Here is a 24,000-nt window from a genome sequence, read left to right as displayed (position 1 = left end):
TCAACCAGCGGGATGCGGCGCGACCCGGGCCGCGAAGCGGTCGGCGAGCTCGCCGGGCTCCAGCTCACCGGCCAGGATCCGGCTCGTCGGCCAGGCCGAGGTGTCGATGCCCGAGATCTGGGCGAACAGCGCCAGGTCGTCGGCGTACAGCTCCGCCAGGTCGGCGATCTCCTGCGCGACCGGAGCGGTGCCGCTGACCAGCGCGGCGCCGGCGTACCGGTTGCGCAGCGGGGGCAGCTGCTCGAAGCGAGGCAGCCCCAGGAAGTCGGTGACGCGGTCGATGGTCCGGTCGTAGTCGGCGAGCAGCTCGCGGAACTCCAGCAGCAGCCACTGCTCGCGGGGGAAGATGCTGAGCCCGCGCTCGAGCTGCGCCCCGTAGTAGCCCCGCGCAACACCCGACAGGTGCTTGTAGCGCATCGCGGACACGTCGGTCGGGATCGACTCGGGCAGCGTGCTGGGCCGGAACTCGTGGATGAAGCCGGACCAGTCGGGCCAGTCGGGATGCCGCGTGCGGAGCATCGTCCAGTGCGAGAACAGCCGCTCGATGGGGTCACGGAACACCGCGATGAGCGGCATGTCGGGCTTGTAGGCGTGCATCCGCTCGAGGGCGCCGGGCCACATGATGTAGACGGGCGTCGAGTCGCCGACCATGGCATGCACCTGTGACCGCTTCGGGGCGGTGTAGTCGCGCTCGTAGTCGGGGTGCGCCCAGTCGTACTCCTCGTTGTTGAAGAAGTGCGCCTCCTTGCGGGGCGGCCGGCAGACCAGGCGGTGCTGGCTGATGGTGCCCGAGAGCGTGGAGGTGCCCGACTTCTGGCAGCCGACGATGGAGAAGTCGTAGGCGAGGCGGCCGTACGGCGCGTCGTTCACCAGTCCCCTCCTAGGTCGTCCCCGGCGGTCTCGGGGGTCGCTCCGTGGATCCGCGCCGAGAGTACCGTGACCGCCATGTCCTCCCCTGCGGGCGCCGACGCCGTCACCGAGCTCTCACCCCCGCCCGCCGACGACCTGCCGCCGGAGACCAGTGACGAGACGACCCCCGCCGAGAAGGGCTACCGGCAGCCCGAGATCGACGTCCCGGCGCTGACCCGGGTGCTCGACGGGAAGTACGCCGAGGTGCGGGCTCTCGTGCGCGCGAACCTCGCCACCCACGCCTCGATCCTCGAGGACGCCGAGACCATGTCGCGCGACGACTTCCGCGACCGGGTGCGCGACGTCGTGGTCGAGATGGCGAGCACCGGCCAGACCGGCATGGGCTTCCCCGAGGAGTACGGCGGCGGTGCCGACCTCGGCGCGTCCGTGGCCGCCTTCGAGACCCTCGGGCTGGGCGACCTGTCCGTGCTGGTCAAGGTCGGCGTGCAGTTCGGCCTCTTCGGCGGCGCGATCCTCCAGCTGGGCACGAAGGCCCACCACGACGCCTACCTCGCCGACCTCGTCACCGGTCGCCTGATGGGCTGCTTCGCGATGACCGAGACCGGTCACGGGTCCAACGTGCAGGCGCTCGGCACGGTCGCCGCCTACGACGCGGCGACCGAGGAGTTCGTCCTCACCACCCCCGACGACGCAGCCCGCAAGGACTACATCGGCAACGCCGCACGGCACGCCGAGCTGGCCGTCGTCTTCGCCCAGCTCGACGTCGACGGCGAGCGCCGCGGCGTGCACGCGTTCGTCGTACCCATCCGCGTCGACGGCGCGCCAGCGCCCGGCGTGCGCATCGAGGACTGCGGCGCCAAGATGGGCCTCGAAGGCGTCGACAACGGCCGGCTGTGGTTCGACGGCGTGCGCGTCCCGCGCGGGAACCTGCTCAACCACTTCGCCGACGTCACGGCCGAGGGGCGCTACGAGTCCTCGATCGACAACCCCAACCGCCGGTTCTTCACCATGCTGGGCACCCTCGTGCAGGGCCGGGTCTGCGTCGGCGGCGCGGGCATCAACGCCGCCAAGGTGGCGCTCGCCATCGCCGTCAGGTACGCCGCCCGGCGTCGGCAGTTCGAGGCGACCGACCCGCCCATGGAGGACCTCCTCCTCGACTACGGCATGCACCAGCGCCGCCTGCTGCCCCTGCTGGCCCGCACCTACGCCCTCCACTTCGCGCAGGAGGTCGTGGCCGGGCAGCTGCACGACGTGTTCTCCGGGGTCACAGGCGACGAGCACGCCCGCCGGGAGCTCGAGTCGCGCGCCGCCGGCACCAAGGCGCTGGGCACCTGGCACGCCACCCGCACGATCCAGGAGTGCCGCGAGGCCTGCGGAGGGGCGGGCTACCTGTCCGTCAACCGCTTCGCCGCGCTCAAGGCCGACACCGACGTCTTCACGACGTTCGAGGGCGACAACCACGTGCTGCTGCAGCTGGTGGCGAAGGGCCTGCTGACCGACTACAGCAGCGACTTCTCCGACCTCGACCAGTTCGGGATGGTGCGCTTCGTCGCAGGCCTCGCGGTCGAGACCGTGCTGGAGAGGACCGCGGTCCACAAGCTGATCGAGAGGGTCAAGGACGTGCTGCCCGGTGGCGACACCTGGGACCAGGACGCCGGGCTCTTCGACGCCGACTACCAGCTCGCGATGCTGCGCTTCCGCGAGGAGCACATGCTCGGCGGCGTGGCCCGCCGGCTCAGGCGCGGCGTCGACGACGGGCTGAACCCGGGCGAGGTGTTCTCCCGGGTGCAGGACCACGTCATCGCCGCCGCGCGAGCCCATGTGGAGCGGCTGGTGCTGGAAGCGTTCGTCGAGAAGGTCCGCACCCTCGCCGACGGCGAAGCGGGGCAGGACGTCGACAACCTGGTGGCGCTCAACCTGCTCTGCGACCTCTTCGCGCTGACGACGATCGAGGCCGACCGGGCGTGGTTCATGGAGCACGGGCGCCTCACGACGCAGCGGTCGAAGGCGATCAGCCGCGAGGTCAACCGGCTCTGCCGGAAGGTCCGCCCGCTCGCCGTCGACCTGGTCGACGCGTTCGCGGTGCCCGACGAGATGCTGCGCTCGCCTGACCTGCTCGGGGACTGACGGGGGTCAGGCGTCCTCGCCGAGCGTCTCGTCGGCGAGGTTCTCGACGTCGTCGCCGTGGCCCTCGGTCTTGAAGCGCTCGAACGACGCGCGGACCTCGGCCTCGGCCTCAGTGCGGCCGACCCAGTCGGCGCCCTCGACGGACTTGCCCGGCTCGAGGTCCTTGTAGACCTCGAAGAAGTGCTGGATCTCGAGTCGGTCGTACTTCGAGACGTGGTTGATGTCGCGCAGGTGCTCCAGGCGCGGGTCGTGCGAGGGCACGCACAGGACCTTGTCGTCGCCGCCGGCCTCGTCGGTCATCCGGAACATGCCGATCGCGCGACAGGCGATCAGGCAGCCCGGGAAGGTCGGCTGCTGCAGGATGACGAGCGCGTCCAGGGGGTCGCCGTCCTGGCCGAGGGTGTTCTCGATGTAGCCGTAGTCGGCGGGGTAGGCCGTAGAGGTGAAGAGCATCCGGTCAAGCCGGATGCGTCCGCTCTTGTGGTCGACCTCGTACTTGTTGCGCTCGCCCTTGGGGATCTCCACCAGTACGTCGAACTCGAGCACGTCTTCCTCCACAGGTCTCATCGCTTGAGGCATTAGGGGCACCGCTGCACACGTGCCCTGCGGGGTCGCGCCCGATGCTCGGCTCAGTGTCGCGCACAATGGCGCCACACACGTAGTCGAGAGGGGTCGCTGGTGGCGCGACGTGACGGACACCACCCCGCCGGTCGGGCGTACGCCGGGCCGGGCGCGTGGGCCCACTGGCTGGCGACCCTCGTGGTGCTCGCGCTGGTCGGCACCGCCGTGGCGGCGTACCGCCTCGACTGGGGGGACCGGCTCGGGTGGGGGGCCGACCCCGACACCGACCCCGCCGCGGTCGCCCCACCGGCGGGGATGGACCTGCCCGAGCTCCCGGCACCCGAGCCGGTCGCCCTCCCCGTCGTCGGCAGCGCGGTCGACCCGGCCGAGGTGACCGCGGCCCTGACCGGAGGGCTCGGCGACAAGGACCTCGGCAAGCACGTGGTCGCGCTCGTCAGCGACCTGGCCGGGGGGCAGCCCGTGTTCAGCGCCGGCACCGGGGCGGTCACCCCCGCCTCGATCACCAAGCTGCTCACCACCACCGCGGCGCTCGCCGCCTACGGGCCGGACGCCACGTTCTCGACGCGGGTCGTGGCGGGCGCCGGGCCGCACGACATCGTGCTCGTGGGTGGCGGCGACCCCTTCCTCGCGAGCAAGCCGCCGGCGTCGAAGACGTACCCGTCGCGTGCCGACGTGATTACCCTCGTCCACCAGGTCGCGTCGGCCCTGACGACGAAGAAGGTCCGGCTGACCTATGACAGCTCGCTGTTCACCGGGCCGGCCGACAACCCGGCCTGGGAGCCGGGCTACGTGCCCGAGGGCATCGTGTCGCCGATCACGGCCCTGTGGGTCGACGAGGGCCGCGACCCCAGTGGCTACGGCCGGGTGGCCGACCCCGCCCGGACCGCCGCCGACGTCTTCGCCGCGGCCCTCGCTGCAGAAGGCGTGAAGGTGATCGGTGCGCCCGAGCCCGGCGTCGCCGGCGACGGGGCCGTCGAGCTGGGCGCGGTCACCTCCGCACCGCTGTCGGCGATCGTGCAGCGCATCCTCGACGTCAGCGACAACGAGGCGGCCGAGGTGCTCGCCCACCAGGTGGGCCTGGCCGTCTCGGGAGTCGGCTCCTTCGAGGCCGGGGCCGCCGGCGTGCTCCAGTCCCTGACGGGCCTGGGCATCGACACGAGCGGTGACCAGGTGTACGACGGCAGCGGGCTCTCGCGACGCAACCGCGTCACGGTGGCGACCCTCGACCACGTGCTGCGGGTCGCCGCCTCGCCGGAGCAGCCCGGGCTGCGCGCGGTGATCGAGGGTCTTCCGGTGGCGGGCTTCACCGGCAGCCTCACCTACCGGTTCGACAAGGGAGCACCCGAGGGGCGGGGCCGGGTGCGCGCCAAGACCGGCACCCTCACCGGTGTGCACTCGCTCGCCGGGGTGGTCACCGATCTCGACGGGAACGCGATGAGCTTCGTGCTGGCCGCCGACCGGGTGAAGGCCGACAAGAGCCTGGCGGCGCGGGTCGCCCTCGACGAGGTCGCCGCCGCGCTCGCCGCGTGCCACTGCTCGGCCGGACCGCCCGTGGGCGCCACCGGCTAGCCTCGCTCGCATGAGCAACATGGTCGACTGGGACTTGGCGGTGACACTCGGCGCGAAGGTCGCAGGCGACGGCCCCGACATCGCGCCGGGCGCGGCGGCGTCCGTCGTCGCCGAGCTGAGGGAGGGCGCGGAGAAGTCCAGCCCCCTGGTCCGCGAGTTCACCGGTCTCGTGGCCGACGAGCGCACCGCACCGGTGCTGGTGGTCGACCGGCGTGGGTGGGTGCAGGCGAACGCCGACGGCTTCGCCACGATCATCGGCCCGCTGTCGGAGAAGCTGTCGAGCAAGAAGGGCCCGCCCTCGGGCCTGTCGCTGGCCATCGGCTCCCGCGTCACCGGGGCGGAGGTGGGCCTGCTGCTCGGCTTCCTCGGCACGAAGGTGCTCGGCCAGTTCGACCCCTTCTTCGACCCGAGCGGCCGGTTGCTCCTGGTCGCGCCCAACATCGTGCACGTCGAGCGCGAGCTCGCGGTCGACCCCCACGACTTCCGGCTCTGGGTCTGCCTCCACGAGGAGACCCACCGGGTGCAGTTCACGGCCGTGCCGTGGATGCGCGACCACCTCTTCGCCGAGATGAACGCCCTCCTCGAGTCGTTCGAGCCCGGCGACATGCTCGGCGACGGCCTGCGCCGCGTCTCCCAGGCGGTGCGCGGCGGGGCCGCCGGCGGCGGCAACGTCGTGGAGCTGCTCAGCACTCCCGAGCAGCGCGCGATCATGGACCGCGTCACCGGCGTGATGTCGCTGCTGGAGGGCCACGCCGACGTGGTCATGGACGGTGTCGGCCCCTCGGTGATCCCGACGGTGGACCGGATCCGGGCCAAGTTCACCAAGCGCCGTCAGGGCGTCGGCACGCTCGACCGGATGCTGCGCCGACTGCTCGGCCTCGACGCCAAGATGGCGCAGTACCGCGATGGCGCCGTCTTCGTCCGGAGCGTCGTCGACAAGGTCGGCATGGAAGGCTTCAACGCAGTCTGGGCCGCTCCGGCGAACCTCCCCGGCAAGTCGGAGATCAACGACCCGGACGCCTGGGTCGCGCGCGTCCTCGGATGAGCCTCGATCCCGCGGTCGCGGCCGTACGACGCGGCGTACGGCCCGTGCTCGACCCGCTCGACCCGGGGGCGGCCGTCCTGGTCGCCTGCTCGGGCGGGGCCGACTCGCTCGCGCTGCTGGCGGCCGCCGTCTTCGAGGGGCATGCCCGCGGCCTGCGGGTGCTCGGCGCCACCGTCGACCACGGGCTCCAGGCGGGCTCCGCGGAGCTGGCCGAGCGGGTCGTCGGCCAGATGGCCGCCCTCGGGGCGGACGAGACGATCGGCGCACGTGTGAGCGTGGAGGGGGCCGGGCAGGGAGTCGAGGCCGCCGCGCGCGAGGCTCGCTACGCCGTGCTCGAGGAGATCGCCGAGCGGTTCGACACCCCGGTCGCGCTGCTCGGGCACACCCGCGACGACCAGGCCGAGACCGTGCTGATGGGGCTCGCCCGCGGCTCCGGAGGCCGCTCGATCGCGGGGATGCGCCGCGGCTTCGACCGCTTCCGCCGACCGCTGCTCGACGTCACCCGAGCCCAGACCGAGGCCGCGTGCGCGGCCGAGGGCATCGAGCCGTGGCAGGACCCGTTCAACGACGACCCGCGCTTCACCCGCTCCCGGGTGCGCACGACCGTGCTGCCGATGCTCGAGCAGGAGCTCGGCCCGGGCGTCGCCGCGGCGCTGGCCCGCACCGCCGACGCGCTGCGCGAGGACATGGAGTACCTCGACCGGCTCACCGACGCACTGCTCGAGACCGCGCTGACCCGGCCCGGCCGCGACGTGCACGTCTCGCTCTCGGCGCTGGCCGGCGCCGACGTCGCCCTCCGGCGCCGCGCGCTCCGCCGGGCCGCCGTACTCGCCGGAGCCATCGACGCTGAGCTCTTCCGGGAGCACGTCCTGGCCGTCGACGAGCTGGTGACCGGCTGGCGCGGGCAGCAGTGGATCGACCTGCCCGGTCCGCTGCGCGCCGTACGCCGCGACGGCGCCGTCGTCTTCGAGCCGGTGCCCGGCGGGCGATGAGTGCGGCAGTCACATAGGCTGCGCCGCATGGACGCGTCCCATGTGGAGAACGAACTGGTCAACGTCCTCTTCACCGAGGAGCAGATCCAGGAGCGGCTCGGCGAGATGGCCGCGGCCATCGCAGCCGACTACGAAGGACACGACCTGCTGATGGTCGGCATCCTGCGCGGGGCGGTCATGGTGATGGCCGACCTGGCCAGGGCGCTGCCGCGGCACGTCGAGATGGACTGGATCGCGATCTCCTCCTACGGCTCCGGCACCAAGTCGAGCGGCGTGGTCCGGCTCCTCAAGGACCTCGACACCGACATCACCGACCGGCACGTCCTCATCGTCGACGAGATCATCGACACCGGTCTGACCCTGTCGTGGCTGGTCAACAGCCTGACCAGTCGCAGGCCGGCGAGTGTGGAGGTGGCCACCCTCCTGCGCAAGCCGGAGTCGCACACCATGCCGGTGGAGCCCAAGTACGTCGGCTGGGAGATCCCCAACGAGTTCGTCGTCGGCTACGGCCTCGACTACCGCGAGAAGTACCGCAACCTGCGTGACATCGGCACGCTCGCTCCGCACATCTACTCGTGACGTGCGCGGCCGAGCCTCCCACTGTCAGCCACCCTCCTGAGAGAATGGGGTTGGGTGGTGACAGGTACGGTCATCATCTCTTCCTCACTCGTCTGCTCGAAAGAAGCCTGTGAAGCGCATATTCAAGGGTCCCTGGCTGTGGATGGTGCTGGCCGCCGTCGGCGTGCTGCTGGCCATCCAGTACCTCGCGCCCAGCGGCGGGTACGACGAGATCACGACGTCGAAGATGAACGACTACATCGCCGCGGGCCAGGTCAAGGAGCTGACCTTCGTCGACGGCGACCAGGAGATCAAGGCGACCCTCGACAGTGGCGTGCGCGACGGCTCCGACAAGGTGTCGACGTTCTGGCTCAGTGAGACCCAGGACGAGATCGAGCAGGCCGTCAGCGAGCAGGTGGCCGCCGGCAAGATCGAGAAGTACACGACCGAGGTCCCCAAGCCGAGCCTGATCGGCTCGATCCTGGCCACCCTGCTGCCCTTCGCCCTGATCATCTTGCTGTTCGTCTTCTTGATGAACCAGGTCCAGGGCGGTGGCGGACGCGGCGTCATGCAGTTCGGGAAGTCCAAGGCCAAGCTGATCAGCAAGGACATGCCGAAGTCGACGTTCACCGACGTCGCCGGCTGTGAAGAGGCCATCGAGGAGCTCGGCGAGATCAAGGAGTTCCTCCAGGAGCCGGCGAAGTTCCAGGCCGTCGGCGCCAAGATCCCCAAGGGCGTGCTGCTCTACGGTCCGCCCGGCACCGGCAAGACCCTGCTTGCCCGCGCGGTCGCCGGCGAGGCGGGCGTGCCGTTCTACTCCATCTCCGGATCCGACTTCGTCGAGATGTTCGTCGGCGTCGGCGCCTCTCGCGTGCGCGACCTGTTCGAGCAGGCCAAGGAGAACGCCCCGGCCATCGTCTTCATCGACGAGATCGACGCCGTCGGGCGCCACCGCGGTGCCGGCATGGGCGGCGGCCACGACGAGCGGGAGCAGACCCTCAACCAGCTGCTGGTCGAGATGGACGGCTTCGACGTCCGCGGCGGCGTGATCCTGATCGCGGCGACCAACCGGCCCGACGTCCTCGACCCGGCCCTGCTGCGTCCCGGCCGCTTCGACCGGCAGATCCAGGTCGACGCCCCCGACCTCAACGGCCGCCACCAGATCCTGCGCGTCCACTCGCGCGGGAAGCCGATGGCCTCCGACATCGACCTGAAGAGCGTCGCCCGCCGTACTCCCGGCTTCACCGGCGCCGACCTCGCCAACGTGCTCAACGAGGCGGCGCTGCTCACGGCGCGCAACGACCAGAAGCTCATCACCAACGAGTCGCTCGACGAGGCGATCGACCGCGTGATCGCCGGCCCGCAGCGTCGTACCCGCCTGATGAGCGAGAAGGAGAAGCTCGTCACGGCCTACCACGAGGGCGGGCACGCGCTGGTCGCCGCCGCCCTGCCCGGCAACGACCCCGTGCACAAGGTGACGATCCTGCCGCGCGGCCGGGCCCTGGGCTACACGATGGTGCTGCCCGACGAGGACAAGTACAGCCAGACGCGCTCGGAGCTGCTGGACAAGCTCGCCTACATGCTCGGCGGCCGGGCCGCCGAGGAGATGGTCTTCCACGACCCGACCACCGGTGCCGGCGACGACATCGACAAGGCGACCAACCTGGCTCGCGCGATGGTCACCCAGTACGGCATGACCGAGCGGCTCGGCGCCATCAAGCTCGGCGACTCCAACTCCGAGCCGTTCCTCGGCCGCGACCTGGGCCACCAGCGCAACTACTCCGAGGACGTCGCCGCCAAGGTCGACGAGGAGACCAAGAAGCTGCTGGCCACCGCCCACCAGGAGGCCTTCGACATCCTCGAGGAGAACCGCGACGTCCTCGACGACCTGGTGCTCGAGCTCCTCGACAAGGAGACCCTCGACAAGGCGCAGATCGCGGCGGTCTTCGAGCCGCTGCGCCGCCGTGCCCTGCGCCCCGCCTGGACCGGCTCGCCCGACCGCAACCCCTCGGCGATCCCCCCCATCGAGATCCCGCAGGAGATCCGCGACCGGGTGGCCAACGGCGTCGCTCCCGAGGAGCCCGAGGGCGGCGTGATCCTCACGCCGCCGGGCGCCGGCGGCGACGTCCACGGTGGCGTGCCCGGCGCGACCGGCGACACGACCCCTCCGGTGCCACCGGGGCAGGGCCCGGCCTGATGACGGACCCGGTCATGTACCCCGATCGGGATCCGCGCGACGTCCCAGAGTTCGACTACTCGCGTGCCGAGGCCGCCGTACGCGAGCTGCTGGCCGCCATCGGTGAGAACCCCGAGCGCGAGGGGCTGCGCGAGACCCCGGCGCGGGTGGCCAAGGCGTACGCCGAGCTGACGAGCGGGATGCGGATGGCGCCCGAGGACGTCCTGACCACGACCTTCGACCTCGGCCACGACGAGATGGTGCTGGTGCGCGACATCGAGCTGTGGTCGATGTGCGAGCACCACCTGGTGCCCTTCACCGGCGTCGCGCACGTCGGCTACATCCCTTCCGAGACCGGCAAGATCACCGGCCTCTCCAAGCTCGCCCGGCTCGTCGACGTCTACGCCAAGCGACCGCAGGTGCAGGAGCGGCTGACCACCCAGGTCGCCGACGCCATGATGGAGCTGCTCGAGGCGCGCGGGGTCATCGTCGTCATCGAGGCGGAGCACCTGTGCATGACGATGCGCGGGGTCAAGAAGGCCGGCGCCCGCACCATCACCTCCGCGGTCCGCGGCATCATGCACAACGCCGCCACCCGGGCCGAGGCGATGATGCTCATGAGGTCCGGGACCAGGTGACCGAGCCCATCGGCCCCGCGCTCGGGCGGCCGCGGGTGATGGGCGTCGTCAACGTCACGCCCGACTCGTTCTCCGACGGCGGGCGCTTCCTCGAGGCCGGCGCGGCCATCGACCACGGCCTGGCCCTCCACGCTGCCGGCGCCGACATCCTCGACATCGGCGGCGAGTCCACCAGGCCCGGCGCGACCCGCCCCCTGGTCGAGGAGGAGCTGGCCCGGGTGGTCCCGGTCATCGGAGCCCTCGCTGAGGCCGGCGCGGTCGTCAGCGTCGACACGATGCGCGCCGACGTCGCCGCCGCCGCGCTCGACGCCGGCGCCACCATCGTCAACGACGTCTCGGGCGGGCTCGCCGACCCGGCCATGCTCGACCTGGTCGCCGCCCGCGCCGCGACCTACATCGCGATGCACTGGCGCGCGCACGCCGACCACATGGGTGAGTTCACGACGTACGACGACGGCGTGGTCGCCGGCGTCCGGGCCGAGCTGTCGGCCCGCCTCGCAGCCATGTCGGCGGCCGGCATCGACCCGGCCAGGATCGTGCTCGACCCGGGCCTCGGCTTCGCCAAGCAGGGTGCCCAGAACTGGCAGCTGCTGCGCGGCCTCGACGCGCTTGCCGAGCTCGGCTTCCCGCTGCTGGTCGGGGCGAGCCGCAAGTCGTTCCTCGGCACCCTGCTCGCCGCGCCCGACGGCACCCCCCGCCCGGTGGACGGTCGGGAGGCCGCCAGCACCGCGCTCGGCGTGCTGCTGGCCCAGCGTGGGGTGTGGGGCCTGCGCGTGCACGACGTCCGTGCCACCCGCGACGCACTTGCCGTGTGGCAGGCGATGGAAGGAGCCACCCATGACCGGTGAGCCACTGGACGAGCTCAGCGTGCTAGGCATCGAGTGCCGGGGACACCACGGCGTCTTCGAGTTCGAGAGGCGCGAGGGCCAAACGTTTGTGATTGATCTGACACTCGGAGTCGACACCAGGCCCGCAGCGGTCTCCGACGGCTTGCACGACACCGTCGACTACGGAAGTGTCGTGGCCGCGGTCAAGGTCGCCGTAGAGCACGACCCGGTCGACCTGATCGAGACTCTGGCCCAGCGGATCGCGGACGTCTGCCTCTTGGACGCTCGTGTTCAATGGGCCCGGGTGACGGTCCACAAGCCGCAGGCCCCGATTGACGCCACGTTTCGGGACGTGGCGCTGACGATCACCAGGAACGCGAGGTCCGAGCAGTGACTGAGACCCCCAACCCGTACATCGCCGAGGCGGAGGCGCTCACCGGCGAGATGCACCCGATCCGTCGGGTCGTCATCGCCCTGGGCTCCAACCTCGGCGAGCGGATGGCCGCCCTGCAGGGCGCCGTCGACGCGCTGGCCGACACGCCGGACGTCTGGCTCACTGGTGTCTCGCCTGTCTACGAGACCGCCCCCGTCGACTCGCCCGACGGCGCGAGTCCCTATCTCAACGCCGTGCTGCTGCTGGACACCACGTTGCCGGCGGCCCGCCTGATGGAGCGTGCGCTGGCCGTCGAGGACGCGTTCGACCGCGAGCGCAGCGAGGTCCGCAACGCCCCGCGCACCCTCGACGTGGATCTGGTCGTGGTGGGCGACCGCCGCGCCGACGACGACTTCCTGCGGCTGCCGCACCCGCGCGCCCACGAGCGCGCGTTCGTGCTCCAGCCGTGGTACGACCTCGAGCCCGACGCCGAGATCCCGGGTGCGGGGCTCGTCGAGGAGCTGCTCGCCAAGGCCGACACCTCGGGCATCACCAAGCGTGAAGACCTGATCCTCGAGGTCCAGTGACCCCATGACGGGTGCGCCGCCTGCCGGACGGGATCCGTCCGGGCCGGACGACCGGCGCCATCTCGCCCCGACCCGCTGGTCGACGCTCGCCGCCTGGGCCGTCGTCGGGCTCGTGATCGGGCGCCTGTGGCACCCGGTCGCGGAGCGGGTCACCGGCACCGCACCGACGCTCACCCTGCTGCAGGGACTCGTGCTCTACTTCGTCGCTGCCATCCTCGGCGGCACCGCGTGGCTGACCTGGCGGGCCGTGCACGTACGCCGTGAGCGGCTCGAGCCGCAGCAGGCGGTCAACCGGCTGGTGCTCGCCCGGGCCTGTGCGCTGGTGGGCGCCCTGGTGGCGGGCGGCTACGCCGGGTACGCCGTCTCCTGGGTCGGCAGTGAAGCCGAGCTGGCGGGTGACCGGGTGCTCATGTCGGCGGTGGCGGCGCTGGGCGGCGTGGCGACCGCAGCGGCCGCCGTACTGCTCGAGCGTGCGTGTCGCGTCCGTTCCAGCGACGACGCGCCCTAACCTGCTCTTATGGCTTCCCCCAACGCCCGGCGCCGTCAGCGCAGCACCCGCCTGACCGTAGCCGTCGTCCTGCTCGTCGTCGCTGCCGTCCTGGTGGTCGCCGCCTTCGTCGGCGACGTGGCCGCCTTCCAGCTGTTCGCTGCCGTCGCAGCTGTCGTGCTGGGCGCCGCCGCCACCCGCATCACCCACTCCGAGCTGATGCAGACCCGGCGCGACGCCGCCCGCGACCGTGCCGAGCAGGCCCAGGCCTACCGCAAGATCACCGAGCAGCGCACCGCGGAGAACGCCGCGTTCGCCGCGGACATGACGACCCGCATCACCGAGCGCGAGGCTGCCATCGCCGACCTGGAGACTGCGCTGAGCACGGCCCAGAAGCACGCAGCCGAGGTGACCCGCAAGTTCAACTCCGAGGCCCGGCGCGCCGAGCTGGCCGAGAACCGTGGCACCGAGCTGTCGACCTCGCTGGAGGCGTCCGAGACCCGCGCCGCCGAGGCGATCGTGCGGGTGGCCGAGCTCGAGGTCGAGATCGACGCGCTGCGCGCCGAGCTGGTCGCCTGGCAGGCCGCGGGCGAGGCGCGCAAGCACGCCTGACCCGTCGTTTCACCACGTCGATGGCGAGGGCACACAATGAGCCGGTGATCCCCGCCGACAACCGGTTCGAGAGCCACCCGGACCGCCTGTTCCCCGCGCCCCCGCCGCTACCGGCGGGCTGGACGCTCGGCGGCGTCGACGAGTCCGCACTGCCCCGGCTCACCGAGCTGCTGCGCGCCCACGAGGACTCGGCGCGGGGCTGGGCCGCTGCGGCCGAGGACGACCTCCGTATCGCGATCACGGCTCCCGGCACGGCCACGCGGGAGAACGTCGTGATCCGCGACCTCTCCGGTGAGATCGTCGCGTGGGGCGGCGTCCACGACCGGGCCCAGGGTCGGATGCTGTTCGTGCACCTGGTCGCACGGACCATCGCCGACCACGAGGCCGACCAGTGCTCGGCGGCGCTCTTCGCCTGGGCCGATGCCCAGGCCCAGCACGTCGGCGCGGTGCGCGGGCTCGGCGTACAGCAGATCGACAGCGGGGCGTTCGCCGACGACCGGCGCCAGCAGGCCTGGCTGCGCGGGGCCGGCTTCCGGCAGGTGCGCACGTGGTGGCAGATGAGCCGTCCGGTGCTGCCTGAGGAGGCCGGGCTCGTGCCCGACTCGCGGCAGTGGAGCAACGGCGACGTGTCCTTCCGTCAGGTCCGCCACAGCGCCGACGGGATGCCCGACGAGACCGACCTGCGCGCGGTGCACGACGTGCTCGAGGGCGCGTTCACCGACCACTTCAACTCGAACGAGGAGACCTTCGAGGAGTTCTGCCACCGGCTGCGCGAGGACCCCGGCCATCGCTGGGACCACTGGTGGCTGGCCGAGCTCACCGATGCGAACCCGCCCCAGCCGTGCGGCGCACTCGTGGGCACCGAGCTGGTCGCGGCGCCGGGCGGCGTACCCGGGTCGTACGTCGACTACATCGGCGTGCTGGAGTCGGCCCGCGGCCGTGGCGTCGCCAAGGGGCTGCTGCACACGATCATCGCTGACGCCGCCGCCCGCGGCCGGGATCGCGTAGGGCTCGAGGTCGACGCCGACTCGCCCACCGGCGCCGAGGGCATCTACGTCGCCATGGGCTGGCGGACGTCGTACGTCACGCAGTCCTGGCACCGCGAGGTCACCGTCCCCCGTTGAGTTGCGCCCCCGTTCCCGTTGAGTTGCGCCAACGTCTCCGTTGAGTTGCGGCTCACGCGCCGCGAGCCCGACCTGAGGCGCAACTCAACAGGTACGGCGGCGCGACTCAACAGGTACGGCGGCGCGACTTAACCGGTACGGCGGCGCGACTCAACGGGGAGGGGGGTCGGCGAGGGAGGCGCGCAGGGCACGGTGGATGCCGTTGGGGGTGAGCACGCCGACGAAGGACGCGCCGCGCTTGACCCCGATCATCGGCTTGTCGTCGCGCAGCAGCACGGCCAGCGCCTCCTCGAGGGTGGCGTCGATGTCGATGGCGGCACCGAGCTGCCCGGCGCTGATGCCGTCCATCGGCTCCAGGTGCGCCTCGTCGAGCGGGGTGACCGTCAGCCGGCGCAGGCCCTTGGTGGAGCCCACGAAGTCGGCCACGAACTCGTTGCTCGGCCGGGCGAGGAGCTCCACCGGGGTGGCGTACTGCGCCAGCCGTCCGCCCTTCTCGAAGACGGCGACGCGGTCGCCCATCCGGACCGCCTCGTCGATGTCGTGGGTCACCAGGACGACGGTCTTCTCGAGCTCGCGCTGGAGGCGGAGGAACTCGTCCTGCAGGTGGGTGCGCACGACCGGGTCGACGGCGCCGAACGGCTCGTCCATCAGCAGCACCGGCGGGTTCGCCGCGAGGGCGCGCGCCACCCCCACCCGCTGCCGCTGGCCGCCGGAGAGCTGGTGCGGGTAGCGCTCGGCGTACGACGTGTCGAGGCCCACGGTCTCCATCAGCTCCAGCGCCCGCGACTTCGCGGTGGCCTTGCTCTCGCCGTAGAGCAGGGGCACGGTCATCACGTTGGTGAGGATCGTCTGGTGGGGGAACAGCCCGATCTGCTGGATGACGTAGCCGATGCCGCGCCGCAGCGTGACCGGGTCGGCGGTGGTGACGTCCTCACCGTCGAGGGTGATCCGGCCGGTCGTCGGCTCGATGAGCCGGTTGATCATCTTCAGCGTGGTCGACTTGCCGCAGCCCGAGGGGCCGACCAGGCAGATCATCTCGCCGCGGTCGACGTCGAGGTCCAGCTCCTGGACGGCCACCGTCCCGTCGTCGTAGGTCTTCCCCACACCTTCGAGCCGGATCATGGGCTCCGACGCTGGTCGGGTTGGGGCGGCGGCGGGCCGAGATGCCGTAGCGTCCATGCGGTGACCCTACTCGCGGAGGCAGGCACCCAGGTGCTCACGAGCGCCGCCGGCCCGTCGTGTTACAGCCGGCTCACCAACGAGTGGGTCTGCGGGCAGTACCTCTCCGACCGCAGGCAGGAGATCGTCGACGCCACGGTCCAGCACATCTGGATCACCGTCGTCTCGGTGCTCGTCGGCCTGGTCATCTCGTTCCCACTGGCCCTGCTCGCGCGTCGCCTGCCGCGGCTGGAGTCGGGCATCCTCGCGGTCACCACCGGCATCTACACGATCCCGTCGCTGGCGCTCTTCCCGCTGCTGGTGCCGTTCACCGGCCTCACCCCGACGACGGTGGTGCTGGGGCTCTCCCTCTACGCCCTCACGATCTTGGTGCGCAGCCTGCTCGAGGGGCTGCGGTCGGTGCCCGACGACGTCCGCGAGTCCGCCGTGGGGCTGGGCTACAGCCGCAGCAAGCTGCTGCTCCGCATCGAGCTGCCGCTCGCGCTGCCGGTCCTGATCGCGGGCCTGCGGGTCGCCACCGTGTCGACGGTCGCCCTGACGACCGTCGGCTCCCTCGTGGCGTACGGCGGCCTCGGCAACCTGATCCGGGACGGCGTCAGCACGAACTTCCGGGCCGAGCTGCTGACCGCGTCGGTCATCTGCGTCGTCCTGGCCGTCCTCCTGGACGTCGTACTCGTGCTCGCCCAACGGGTCCTCACCCCGTGGACGAGGGGAGCGCGCGCATGAACGTGCTGTCGGAGGCCTGGCGCTACCTGACCGAGGCCGACAACTGGACCGGTCCCGGAGGCATGGCCAACCTGCTCACCGAGCAGCTCCTGCTCACCGTCACCGCGCTCGCGATGGCGCTGTGCGTCGGCTTGCCGCTGGCGCTGTGGCTCGGCCACCTGGGCCGCGGCGGCTTCGTGGCGATCAACGTCTCCAACGTCGGGCGAGCGGTGCCCACCTTCGCGCTCCTCGCGCTCCTCGTGGTCGCCGAGTGGCCGGGCACCCAGTCCTTCGGTCCCTACGGCCGCGCGGGGCTGGCGACGCTCATCGCGCTGACGCTGTTCGCGCTGCCGCCGATCATCACCAACGCGTACGTCGCCGTGCGAGAGGTGCCGCCGGACGTGCGCGAGTCGGCACGCGGCATGGGGATGACCGGCCGCCAGCTGTTCTTCCGCGTCGAGCTGCCGCTGGCGATGCCGCTGGTGGTGTCCGGCGTGCGGCTGGCCCTGGTGCAGGTGTGGGCGACCGCCACCATCGCCGCGCTCGTGGCCGGGCCGGGGCTGGGCCGGGTCATCACCGACGGCTTCTTCCGCTCCAACTACGGCAAGGGCATCGCGGGGGCCATCGTGGTCGCGGCCGTCGCCCTGGTGCTGGAGCTCCTGGCCGCGGCCGCGCAGCGACTGGTCGCCACGCCGCGCGGTTCGTCACCGAATCGTGAGGTGGGAATGTCGGCGGGTGCACCTACCGTTGACGCACCAGCCGACGCCGTCGGCTGACAGCAGCATCCGGACACGCGCGGCAGCCGTCGCGGGACACAGAAGGAACACCATGCTCGTACGACGCTCACTCGCCGCGGTCCTATCCGTCGGCGCGCTCTTCCTGGCCGGCTGTGCCGGTGACGACCTCGCCAACGACGACACCGCCGACTCTCCGGAGTCGTCCGCAGCCGCCGACCAGGGCTCGGTGACCATCGCCGGGCAGAACTTCCCGGAGGCCACCCTCGTCGCCTCGATGTACGAGCAGCTCCTCGAGAACGGCGGCTACACCGTCGAGGTCAAGCTGGTCGACTCGCGCGACGCCTACATGCCGACCTTCCCCGACAGCGTCGACGTCGTGCCGGAGTACGTCGGCGGCATCGTCAACTTCCTCAACACCCAGAAGGGCGGCGCCGACGCGAAGCCGTTCGAGGCCGGTGACGGCGAGCAGCTGGCCTCCGACGGGGCCGACCTCCTGGAGGGCGCTGGCATCACCCTGCTCGACGTCTCCCCGGCGACCGACGCCAACGCCTTCTTCGTCACCAAGGAGTACAGCGAGGCCGAGGGCGTCACCAAGCTCTCCGACCTGGAGGGCAAGTCGGTCACGCTGGCTGCGGCCCCCGACTGCGAGGGTCGCCTCGACTGCGAGGGCGGTCTCTCCGACGAGTACGGCATCGACGTCACCGAGGTGCTCCCGCTGGGCTACGCCAGTGACCAGACCTACCAGTCCGTGCTCAAGGGCGAGTCGGAGCTCGGCGAGACCAGCACGACCGACGGCACGCTGGAGTCGCAGGGACTCGTGATCCTCGAGGACGACAAGCACATCCAGCCCGCACAGAACCTCGTGCCGGCGGTCGGCGCCGACTTCCTGGCCGAGCACCCCGACGTCGAGGACATCCTCAACCCGCTGATGACGGCGCTGACGACGGAGAACCTCACCGAGCTCAACGGCCGCATCGCCGTCGACCGCGAGAAGCCGGAGGACGTCGCCGCCGACTTCCTCTCCCAGGAGGGCCTGCTCTGAGCTGACCCCGCTCGTGGGCCCGGACCGCCGGTGCGGCCGGGCCCACGTCGGTCTCTGCCCCGGTCCCGGTGAGTCAGCCGGTGAGTCAGCCACAGTCGGGGGCACGCAGAATGTGGCTCACTCACCGCCCGCGGCGACGAGGTCACGCGTGCCCGCCGCGACTACGCCCGTTCGTGGGCCCGGATCGCCAAGGCGTCCGGATCCACGCCGGTCGGGTCGAGCACCTCGAGGGGCACGCCGAGCAGCCGGACGCCGTCGCGCTCCTCCTGGGGCGCCGGGCCGTCCAGCCGGGCGAACCACGCCATCACCGCCGCGGCGTCCGAGCGCCGGTCCTGCTCGACCAGCCACCCGACGAGGCGGTGCACCGGCGGCAGGCCGCTGTGCACCAGCGAGCGCTCGCCCCACAGCTCCAGCACGCCCGCCACGAGGAGCTCCCACCAGGCGTCGTCGCAGCCGGGGATGCCGGTGAAGTAGCGGTGGAGGTCGCCGGCCAGGACCCGGTCGAGGAAGACCGCCGACACCGACGGGTCGTCGTACTCACGGACGGCGGCCAGTGACAGCCGCTTGGTCTCCCACCGGTCGGCGAGGTCCTGCAGCGAGCTGCGCTGCTGGGTGATCGAGGTGCCGTCGGTGCGGATCCGCCAGTGGTAGACCACCGCCGGCAGCACGTCGAAGCGGCCGGCGAGGTAGGCCCGGGTCGTGGTCGGCTGGTCCTCGTAGCGCACCCCCTCGGGCCACGCGAGCCCGGCGCCGTCCCAGAAGGAGCGGCGGAACACCTTGTTCCACGCGAAGACGTCGCCGAGGATCTCCGGGTGCTCCCGGGCGGTGATGCCCTCGCGGGCCGGACGATGCAGGCGGTGCATCCACGGGGGCTCGTGCAGGCCGGCGCCGGCCGGCGGCGGCGCCTCCCAGCGGAGGATCGAGCCGGTCGCGAAGTCCGAGCCGCTCCTCTCGAGCTCACCGACGAGAGTCGCGTACGCCGCCGCTGGCACCACGTCGTCGGAGTCGAGGAAGGCCAGGTAGTCGCCCCGCACGAGCGCCGTGCCCACGTTGCGCGCGGCGCCCAGCCCGCCGTTGTCCGTGTGTACGACGCGCACCCGGTCGTCGCGGGCGGCGTACTCCTCGGCGATCTCACCGGAGGCGTCGGGCGAGCCGTCGTCGACCACCACGACGTCCAGGGCTCGGTGGCTGGAGGAGAGCAGGCTGTCGAGGGCCTCGGGGAGCCAGTGCTCCACGCCGTAGGCGGGCACCACGACACCCAGCATCGGCTCCCGCCTACCCCTGCGCCTGGCGGCGTGCTTGGCGGGCCACTTCATGGCGGCGAGCCTAGCGATCGGGTCTTGTAGGCTCCCCACCCGTGAGAGCCATCGACGAGCTGAACCCCGACGGCGTGCCGCGCAAGGTGCTCTTCGTGGCCGGCGCCGGCCGCAGCGGCACCAGCACCCTCTCGGGGATCCTCAGCCTCCTGGGCATGCACGTGCCCAAGCCCGAGGTGATGGCCGACTCGTCCAACCCCAGGGGGTTCGGCGAGCCGCAGTGGGCCGTGGAGCTGCACGACCGGCTGCTGAAGGAGGCGGGTGTCCAGGTCAGCGACAGCCGGCCCAGCGCGTGGTTCGAGACCGGCCGCATCGCCACCCGCGAGCCCGCGCGCATCCGGGTCGCCGACTGGCTCGAGGGCCACTTCGCCGAGCACCCCGAGCTGGTGGTCAAGGACCCCCGGCTCAGCTGGTTCCTCGGCCTGTGGCGGGTGGCCGCGATCCGCACCGGTGCCACGCCGGTGTTCGCGACGATGCTGCGCCCGCCGGCGGAGGTCGTGGGCAGCAAGCAGAAGTACTACGCCAACAAGCTCGGCTCGGCCCACCTCGCCGCCAGCTGGCTCAACATGCTGCTGCACACCGAGCGGGCCACCCGCGACAACATCCTCGGCTCCGTCGACGGTGCCAGTCCTGTGGCCAGCCGGGCGTTCGTGCGCTACTCCGACCTCCTCGACGACTGGGTCAAGACCACGATGGCCCTGGGCCACAAGCTCGACGTGCAGTCGGTGATCCACACCCGCAGCGACCAGATCCGCGAGGTGCACCGCTTCATCGACCCCAGCCTGCGCCGGGTCACCCTGGGCCTCGACGACCTCGCGCTGCCGCCGCGCCTGCACGAGCTGACCGCGGAGACGTGGGCGGCCCTCAACCAGCTCGCCGACGAGGGCGGCGACGTCCCCGCGGTGCACACCACGCTCGACCAGCTGCGCGACGCCTACGTCGAGCTCTACGAGGAGGCCGAGGCCATCTCGAAGTCCTCGGTCGTCGCCGCCCGCGTCGCCCAGGCCCGCGAGTCGGCCGAGGACGACAGGCCGTCGCTGGTGGAGCGGGTGCCGCACGAGGTGCGGGCCAAGATCCCGCCGTCCGTACGCCGTGGCGTACGCCGGGCGATGGGCCGGGCCCGGGACGACCGGTGATCGGCTACGGCCAGGGTGAGGGCATCACCAACCTCGAGGGCCACACCGACTACGACATCACCTGGCCGTGGCGCCGGCCCGGCGGGCTGCGCCGTGGCGCCACCGCCGTGCTGCGCGTGAAGAACGAGTCGCCGTCGCTGCCGTTCGTGCTGCCCCCACTGCTGCGCGCCTGCGACGCCGTCCTCGTGGTCGACAACGGCTCCACCGACGGCACCTCGGACGTCGCCCGGGCGACGGCGGAGCGTGCCGGGCTCGCGCACAAGCTCACGCTGAAGGACTACCCGTTCGACGTGGCCCGCGCCGGTGCCGAGCACCTGGCCCAGCACGAGCGGTCGGTGCACTCGCTCGCCTACTTCTACAACTGGTGCTTCTCCCACGTCACCACCCGCTACACGTGGAAGTGGGACGGCGACATGGTGCTGTCCACGGAGGGGGAGGTCTCGATGGCCGACCTCTCGTGGCAGGTCGGCATGCAGGACGCCGTGATCCGGGTCCCGCGCCACGGTCTGTACCTCGAGAACGACCGGCGCGCCTGGCTCGACCTCGGGCTGCGCAACATCGAGGAGTGGGGGTTCCCGATGAGCCCCGACTTCATCTACACCAAGGCGCCCGAGTGGGAGATCCGCACGACGCCCGACCGCTTCGAGATGTTCGCGCTGCCGCAGGGGCTGTGCGTGGAGCTGAAGTACCTCGACGGCGACGAGTTCGCCCACTGGACCGACCCGGAGTCGTTCGCCACCAGCCTGCGCAACCGCCGCAAGCGACGCGAGTGGCATGTCTTCAACAGCCTCAAGGAAGGCATCGTGCTCGACGGTGTGGTCGAGCTGACCGCGCCCGAGGGCCAGCACATCGTCGACTACGTGACCCACGACTGGCTGCCGCGAGCACCCCGCCCGTTCGCCGTCGACGACCCCGCGCACGCCGTCGGCTGAGCGCCCACTCCGCCGGGGGTGCACTGGATCACCTTCCCGTCCGTTCCCAGCCGGGACGGCGTACCCTCAACCCCGAAGAGTTCCGAGCACATCGTCTGGTACCCACACCGGCCCCGTCCGTACGCCGTACGGCAGGGGTGGTCGGCGGGACTGAAACGAGAGGTTCGCACATGCCCCACCTCAAGGTGGGCGTCGTCGGCGCCGGTCGCGTCGGTGCCGTCCTCGCCGCCGCCCTGCGCGCCGCGGGCCACGACGTCGTGGCCGCCGCGGGCGAGTCCGACGCCTCCCGGGAGCGCATCCGCGCCCTGCTGCCCGGTGTCCGGGTCGACAAGCCCAGTGCCGTGGCCAGGTCCGCCGACCTGCTGCTCCTCACCGTGCCGGACGACATGCTTGCCAACGTCGTGTCCATGCTGAGCGCGAGCGGCGCCATCCACGCCGGCCAGTACGTCGCGCACACCTCCGGCCGGCACGGCCTGGCCGTCCTCGACGAGGCGGTCGCCGTGGGGGCCCGCCCGATCGCGCTGCACCCCGCGATGACGTTCACCGGCACCGCCGTCGACCTGCCCCGGCTCTCCGGGTGCGTCTTCGGCGTGACGGCGGGGGAGGCGGAGCGCGAGGTCACCGAGGCGCTGGTCGACGACCTCGGCGGCCGGCCGATGTGGGTCGCCGAGGACAGGCGCACGCTCTACCACGCGGCTCTCGCGCACGGTGCCAACCACCTGGTCACGCTGGTCGCCCAGGCCATGGAGCTCCTGACCGCCGCCGGCGCGGAGCACCCCGCCGACACCCTGCGGCCCCTGCTCACCGCCGCTCTCGACAACGCGCTCGACCACGGAGACGCCGCCCTCACCGGGCCGATCGTCCGCGGCGACCTCAACACGGTCGCCGCCCACCTCGACGAGCTCGCCGCACACGCGCCGCACACGCTGCCGTCGTACGTCGCGATGGCCCGCGACACCCTCGACCGGGCGGCCACCGACGGCCGGCTGCTGCCCATCCGGGCGGCGCGCATCGGGGCCCTGCTCGACGCCGCGCTGGTGCCACCGGTCGACCGGACGGCCGCCGACAGATGACCGCCGGCACCATCCTCGTGGACACCCGCGAGGAGCTCGCCGGCCTGCTGTCCGAGGCGCGTACGGCGGGACGCAGGGTCGGTCTCGTGCCCACCATGGGAGCCCTGCACGACGGCCACGCCAGCCTGATGCGTGAGGCCCGCGCCCAGGTCGGCGAGGGCCCGGTGGTCGCGAGCATCTTCGTCAACCCGATGCAGTTCGCACCGGGCGAGGACCTCGACCGCTACCCACGCACCCTGGGCGCCGACCTGGAGGTGTGCTCGGCCGAGGGCGTCGACGTGGTCTTCGCGCCGGCGGTCGACGAGGTCTACCCCGGCGGGGAGCCCGAGATCACGGTCGATCCCGGCCCGCTGGCCACGGTCCTCGAGGGCGCTTCCCGGCCCACCCACTTCCGCGGCGTGCTCACGGTGGTCGCCAAGCTCTTCGGGCTGGTGCGCGCAGACGTCGCGGTGTTCGGGCAGAAGGACTTCCAGCAGCTCACCCTGGTGCGCCGGATGGTCGCCGACCTCTGCATGGGGGTCGACGTCGTCGGCGCCCGGACGGTGCGCGAGCCCGACGGGCTCGCGATGAGCAGCCGCAACCGCAACCTGGACCCCGAGCAGCGGCGCCGGGCGGTGGCGCTGCACCACGCGCTGGTCGAGGCCCGCGACGCTGCCCGCTGGGGGGTCGACGTCGCGCTGGAGGCCGCCCGTGCGGAGATGCGCCAGGCGCACGGCGTCGACCTCGACTACCTCGTGATCCGCGCGGCCGACCTGACCGAGCTGCCGGACGACGTGCCCGAGGGCACCGCGGGACGCGTCCTGGTCGCTGCGCGCGTGGGGGACACCCGCCTCATCGACAACATGCCCATCACCTTGGGGGCCACGCGCGCCCCCGCGGGAAGAGGAGACAGCTGATGCTGCGCACCATGATGAAGAGCAAGATCCACCGGGCCACGGTGACCCAGGCGGACCTGCACTACGTCGGGTCGGTCACCGTCGACGCGGACCTGCTCGACGCCGCGGACCTGCTCCCCGGCGAGCTGGTCCACATCGTCGACGTGACCAACGGCGCCCGCCTGGAGACCTACACCATCGCCGGGGAGCGGGGCTCGGGCGTCATCGGCATCAACGGCGCCGCCGCCCGTCTCGTCCACCCCGGCGACGTGGTGATCCTCATCGGCTACGGCCAGCTGGAGACGGCGGAGGCCGCGGAGCTCCAGCCGAGCGTCGTCTTCGTCGACGCCGCCAACAAGATCCTGGCCACCGGGCTCGACCCGGCCGAGACCTTCGGTGCCCCGGGCCTGGTCCGCGGCGACCTGCTCGACCGCTGAC

General features: G+C 71.9%; 25 protein-coding genes. 21 read left to right on the top strand and 4 right to left on the bottom strand.

Annotated features, from left to right (window positions below):
* Nucleotides 1-870: a sulfotransferase gene (locus ACP7BP_RS04150; RefSeq protein ID WP_426242764.1), complete on the bottom strand. Its 870-nt coding sequence runs from the start codon at nucleotides 868-870 to the stop codon at nucleotides 1-3.
* A gap of 75 nt (nucleotides 871-945) precedes the next feature.
* Between ACP7BP_RS04150 and ACP7BP_RS04145 the strand changes: the two genes are divergently transcribed.
* Nucleotides 946-2,997 carry an acyl-CoA dehydrogenase gene (locus ACP7BP_RS04145; RefSeq protein ID WP_426242762.1) on the top strand — a complete coding sequence of 684 codons (2,052 nt, stop codon included), beginning with the start codon at nucleotides 946-948 and terminating at the stop codon, nucleotides 2,995-2,997.
* 6 nt (nucleotides 2,998-3,003) lie between these two features.
* Here ACP7BP_RS04145 and ACP7BP_RS04140 read toward each other — a convergent pair whose 3' ends face one another.
* Nucleotides 3,004-3,564, bottom strand: a complete 561-nt coding sequence (locus ACP7BP_RS04140; RefSeq protein WP_426242760.1) for an inorganic diphosphatase — start codon at nucleotides 3,562-3,564, stop codon at nucleotides 3,004-3,006.
* A 111-nt stretch (nucleotides 3,565-3,675) separates the two neighbouring features.
* Here ACP7BP_RS04140 and dacB point away from each other — a divergent pair, with 111 nt between their 5' ends.
* The 12 genes from dacB to ACP7BP_RS04080 all read left to right on the top strand — a co-directional run bounded on the left by dacB (nucleotide 3,676) and on the right by ACP7BP_RS04080 (nucleotide 14,567).
* Entirely contained in the window at nucleotides 3,676-5,148 is a 1,473-nt protein-coding gene (dacB, locus tag ACP7BP_RS04135) for a D-alanyl-D-alanine carboxypeptidase/D-alanyl-D-alanine endopeptidase (RefSeq protein WP_426242758.1), read from the top strand.
* A gap of 10 nt (nucleotides 5,149-5,158) precedes the next feature.
* Nucleotides 5,159-6,193 (top strand): zinc-dependent metalloprotease, encoded by a 1,035-nt coding sequence (locus tag ACP7BP_RS04130; protein WP_426242756.1) that lies wholly within the window; start codon nucleotides 5,159-5,161, stop codon nucleotides 6,191-6,193.
* Complete coding sequence (gene tilS / locus ACP7BP_RS04125) at nucleotides 6,190-7,185, top strand: tRNA lysidine(34) synthetase TilS (protein ID WP_426242755.1); 996 nt, start codon at nucleotides 6,190-6,192, stop codon at nucleotides 7,183-7,185. The genes ACP7BP_RS04130 and tilS overlap by 4 nt, the downstream gene beginning before the upstream one ends.
* 27 nt (nucleotides 7,186-7,212) lie before the next feature.
* On the top strand, nucleotides 7,213-7,764 hold the full coding sequence (gene hpt, locus ACP7BP_RS04120; RefSeq protein ID WP_426242754.1) for a hypoxanthine phosphoribosyltransferase: 552 nt from the start codon (nucleotides 7,213-7,215) through the stop codon (nucleotides 7,762-7,764).
* A gap of 109 nt (nucleotides 7,765-7,873) precedes the next feature.
* Nucleotides 7,874-9,940 (top strand): ATP-dependent zinc metalloprotease FtsH, encoded by a 2,067-nt coding sequence (ftsH, locus tag ACP7BP_RS04115; protein ID WP_426242752.1) that lies wholly within the window; start codon nucleotides 7,874-7,876, stop codon nucleotides 9,938-9,940.
* Entirely contained in the window at nucleotides 9,940-10,557 is a 618-nt protein-coding gene (gene folE / locus ACP7BP_RS04110) for a GTP cyclohydrolase I FolE (protein ID WP_426242750.1), read from the top strand. Before ftsH ends, folE begins: the two co-directional genes overlap by 1 nt.
* Before the next feature lie 38 nt (nucleotides 10,558-10,595).
* Nucleotides 10,596-11,405: a dihydropteroate synthase gene (gene folP, locus ACP7BP_RS04105; protein WP_426243382.1), complete on the top strand. Its 810-nt coding sequence runs from the start codon at nucleotides 10,596-10,598 to the stop codon at nucleotides 11,403-11,405.
* Nucleotides 11,395-11,778 carry a dihydroneopterin aldolase gene (gene folB, locus ACP7BP_RS04100; RefSeq protein WP_426242748.1) on the top strand — a complete coding sequence of 128 codons (384 nt, stop codon included), beginning with the start codon at nucleotides 11,395-11,397 and terminating at the stop codon, nucleotides 11,776-11,778. Before folP ends, folB begins: the two co-directional genes overlap by 11 nt.
* Nucleotides 11,775-12,344 carry a 2-amino-4-hydroxy-6-hydroxymethyldihydropteridine diphosphokinase gene (gene folK / locus ACP7BP_RS04095; protein ID WP_426242747.1) on the top strand — a complete coding sequence of 190 codons (570 nt, stop codon included), beginning with the start codon at nucleotides 11,775-11,777 and terminating at the stop codon, nucleotides 12,342-12,344. Before folB ends, folK begins: the two co-directional genes overlap by 4 nt.
* 4 nt (nucleotides 12,345-12,348) lie before the next feature.
* Nucleotides 12,349-12,852, top strand: a complete 504-nt coding sequence (locus ACP7BP_RS04090; RefSeq protein ID WP_426242745.1) for a DUF3180 domain-containing protein — start codon at nucleotides 12,349-12,351, stop codon at nucleotides 12,850-12,852.
* A 9-nt stretch (nucleotides 12,853-12,861) separates the two neighbouring features.
* Entirely contained in the window at nucleotides 12,862-13,443 is a 582-nt protein-coding gene (locus ACP7BP_RS04085) for a hypothetical protein (RefSeq protein WP_426242743.1), read from the top strand.
* Between the two features lie 44 nt (nucleotides 13,444-13,487).
* On the top strand, nucleotides 13,488-14,567 hold the full coding sequence (locus ACP7BP_RS04080; protein ID WP_426242741.1) for a GNAT family N-acetyltransferase: 1,080 nt from the start codon (nucleotides 13,488-13,490) through the stop codon (nucleotides 14,565-14,567).
* A 150-nt stretch (nucleotides 14,568-14,717) separates the two neighbouring features.
* Here ACP7BP_RS04080 and ACP7BP_RS04075 read toward each other — a convergent pair whose 3' ends face one another.
* A complete protein-coding gene (locus ACP7BP_RS04075) occupies nucleotides 14,718-15,689 on the bottom strand; it encodes an ABC transporter ATP-binding protein (protein ID WP_426242740.1) in 972 nt (323 codons plus the stop codon).
* A 60-nt stretch (nucleotides 15,690-15,749) separates the two neighbouring features.
* On the opposite strand from ACP7BP_RS04075, the gene ACP7BP_RS04070 reads away from it, so the two are divergent.
* Genes ACP7BP_RS04070 through ACP7BP_RS04060 form a run of 3 tightly spaced genes read left to right on the top strand, consistent with a single transcriptional unit; the run spans nucleotide 15,750 to nucleotide 18,230 of the window.
* Entirely contained in the window at nucleotides 15,750-16,472 is a 723-nt protein-coding gene (locus ACP7BP_RS04070; RefSeq protein WP_426242738.1) for an ABC transporter permease, read from the top strand.
* Nucleotides 16,469-17,227 carry an ABC transporter permease gene (locus tag ACP7BP_RS04065; protein WP_426242736.1) on the top strand — a complete coding sequence of 253 codons (759 nt, stop codon included), beginning with the start codon at nucleotides 16,469-16,471 and terminating at the stop codon, nucleotides 17,225-17,227. Before ACP7BP_RS04070 ends, ACP7BP_RS04065 begins: the two co-directional genes overlap by 4 nt.
* 52 nt (nucleotides 17,228-17,279) lie before the next feature.
* Complete coding sequence (locus ACP7BP_RS04060; protein ID WP_426242734.1) at nucleotides 17,280-18,230, top strand: ABC transporter substrate-binding protein; 951 nt, start codon at nucleotides 17,280-17,282, stop codon at nucleotides 18,228-18,230.
* A 161-nt stretch (nucleotides 18,231-18,391) separates the two neighbouring features.
* Here ACP7BP_RS04060 and ACP7BP_RS04055 read toward each other — a convergent pair whose 3' ends face one another.
* A complete protein-coding gene (locus ACP7BP_RS04055) occupies nucleotides 18,392-19,546 on the bottom strand; it encodes a glycosyltransferase family 2 protein (RefSeq protein ID WP_426242732.1) in 1,155 nt (384 codons plus the stop codon).
* 41 nt (nucleotides 19,547-19,587) lie between these two features.
* Between ACP7BP_RS04055 and ACP7BP_RS04050 the strand changes: the two genes are divergently transcribed.
* From ACP7BP_RS04050 to panD, 5 genes are all read left to right on the top strand, one after another.
* Nucleotides 19,588-20,682, top strand: a complete 1,095-nt coding sequence (locus ACP7BP_RS04050) for a sulfotransferase family protein (protein WP_426242730.1) — start codon at nucleotides 19,588-19,590, stop codon at nucleotides 20,680-20,682.
* The gene (locus tag ACP7BP_RS04045; RefSeq protein WP_426242728.1) at nucleotides 20,679-21,614 is read left to right on the top strand and encodes a hypothetical protein; all 936 of its coding nucleotides are present in this window, start codon (nucleotides 20,679-20,681) and stop codon (nucleotides 21,612-21,614) included. The genes ACP7BP_RS04050 and ACP7BP_RS04045 overlap by 4 nt, the downstream gene beginning before the upstream one ends.
* Before the next feature lie 170 nt (nucleotides 21,615-21,784).
* A complete protein-coding gene (locus ACP7BP_RS04040; protein WP_426242726.1) occupies nucleotides 21,785-22,687 on the top strand; it encodes a Rossmann-like and DUF2520 domain-containing protein in 903 nt (300 codons plus the stop codon).
* Complete coding sequence (panC, locus tag ACP7BP_RS04035) at nucleotides 22,684-23,583, top strand: pantoate--beta-alanine ligase (RefSeq protein ID WP_426242724.1); 900 nt, start codon at nucleotides 22,684-22,686, stop codon at nucleotides 23,581-23,583. The genes ACP7BP_RS04040 and panC overlap by 4 nt, the downstream gene beginning before the upstream one ends.
* Nucleotides 23,583-23,999, top strand: a complete 417-nt coding sequence (gene panD / locus ACP7BP_RS04030) for an aspartate 1-decarboxylase (RefSeq protein ID WP_426242722.1) — start codon at nucleotides 23,583-23,585, stop codon at nucleotides 23,997-23,999. The genes panC and panD overlap by 1 nt, the downstream gene beginning before the upstream one ends.
* Nucleotide 24,000 lies beyond the last annotated feature (1 nt).

It is taken from the genome of Nocardioides sp. LHG3406-4, assembly GCF_049897745.1.
Taxonomy (GTDB): Bacteria; Actinomycetota; Actinomycetes; order Propionibacteriales; family Nocardioidaceae; genus Nocardioides.
This window is presented reverse-complemented; position numbering and strand designations above follow the sequence as displayed.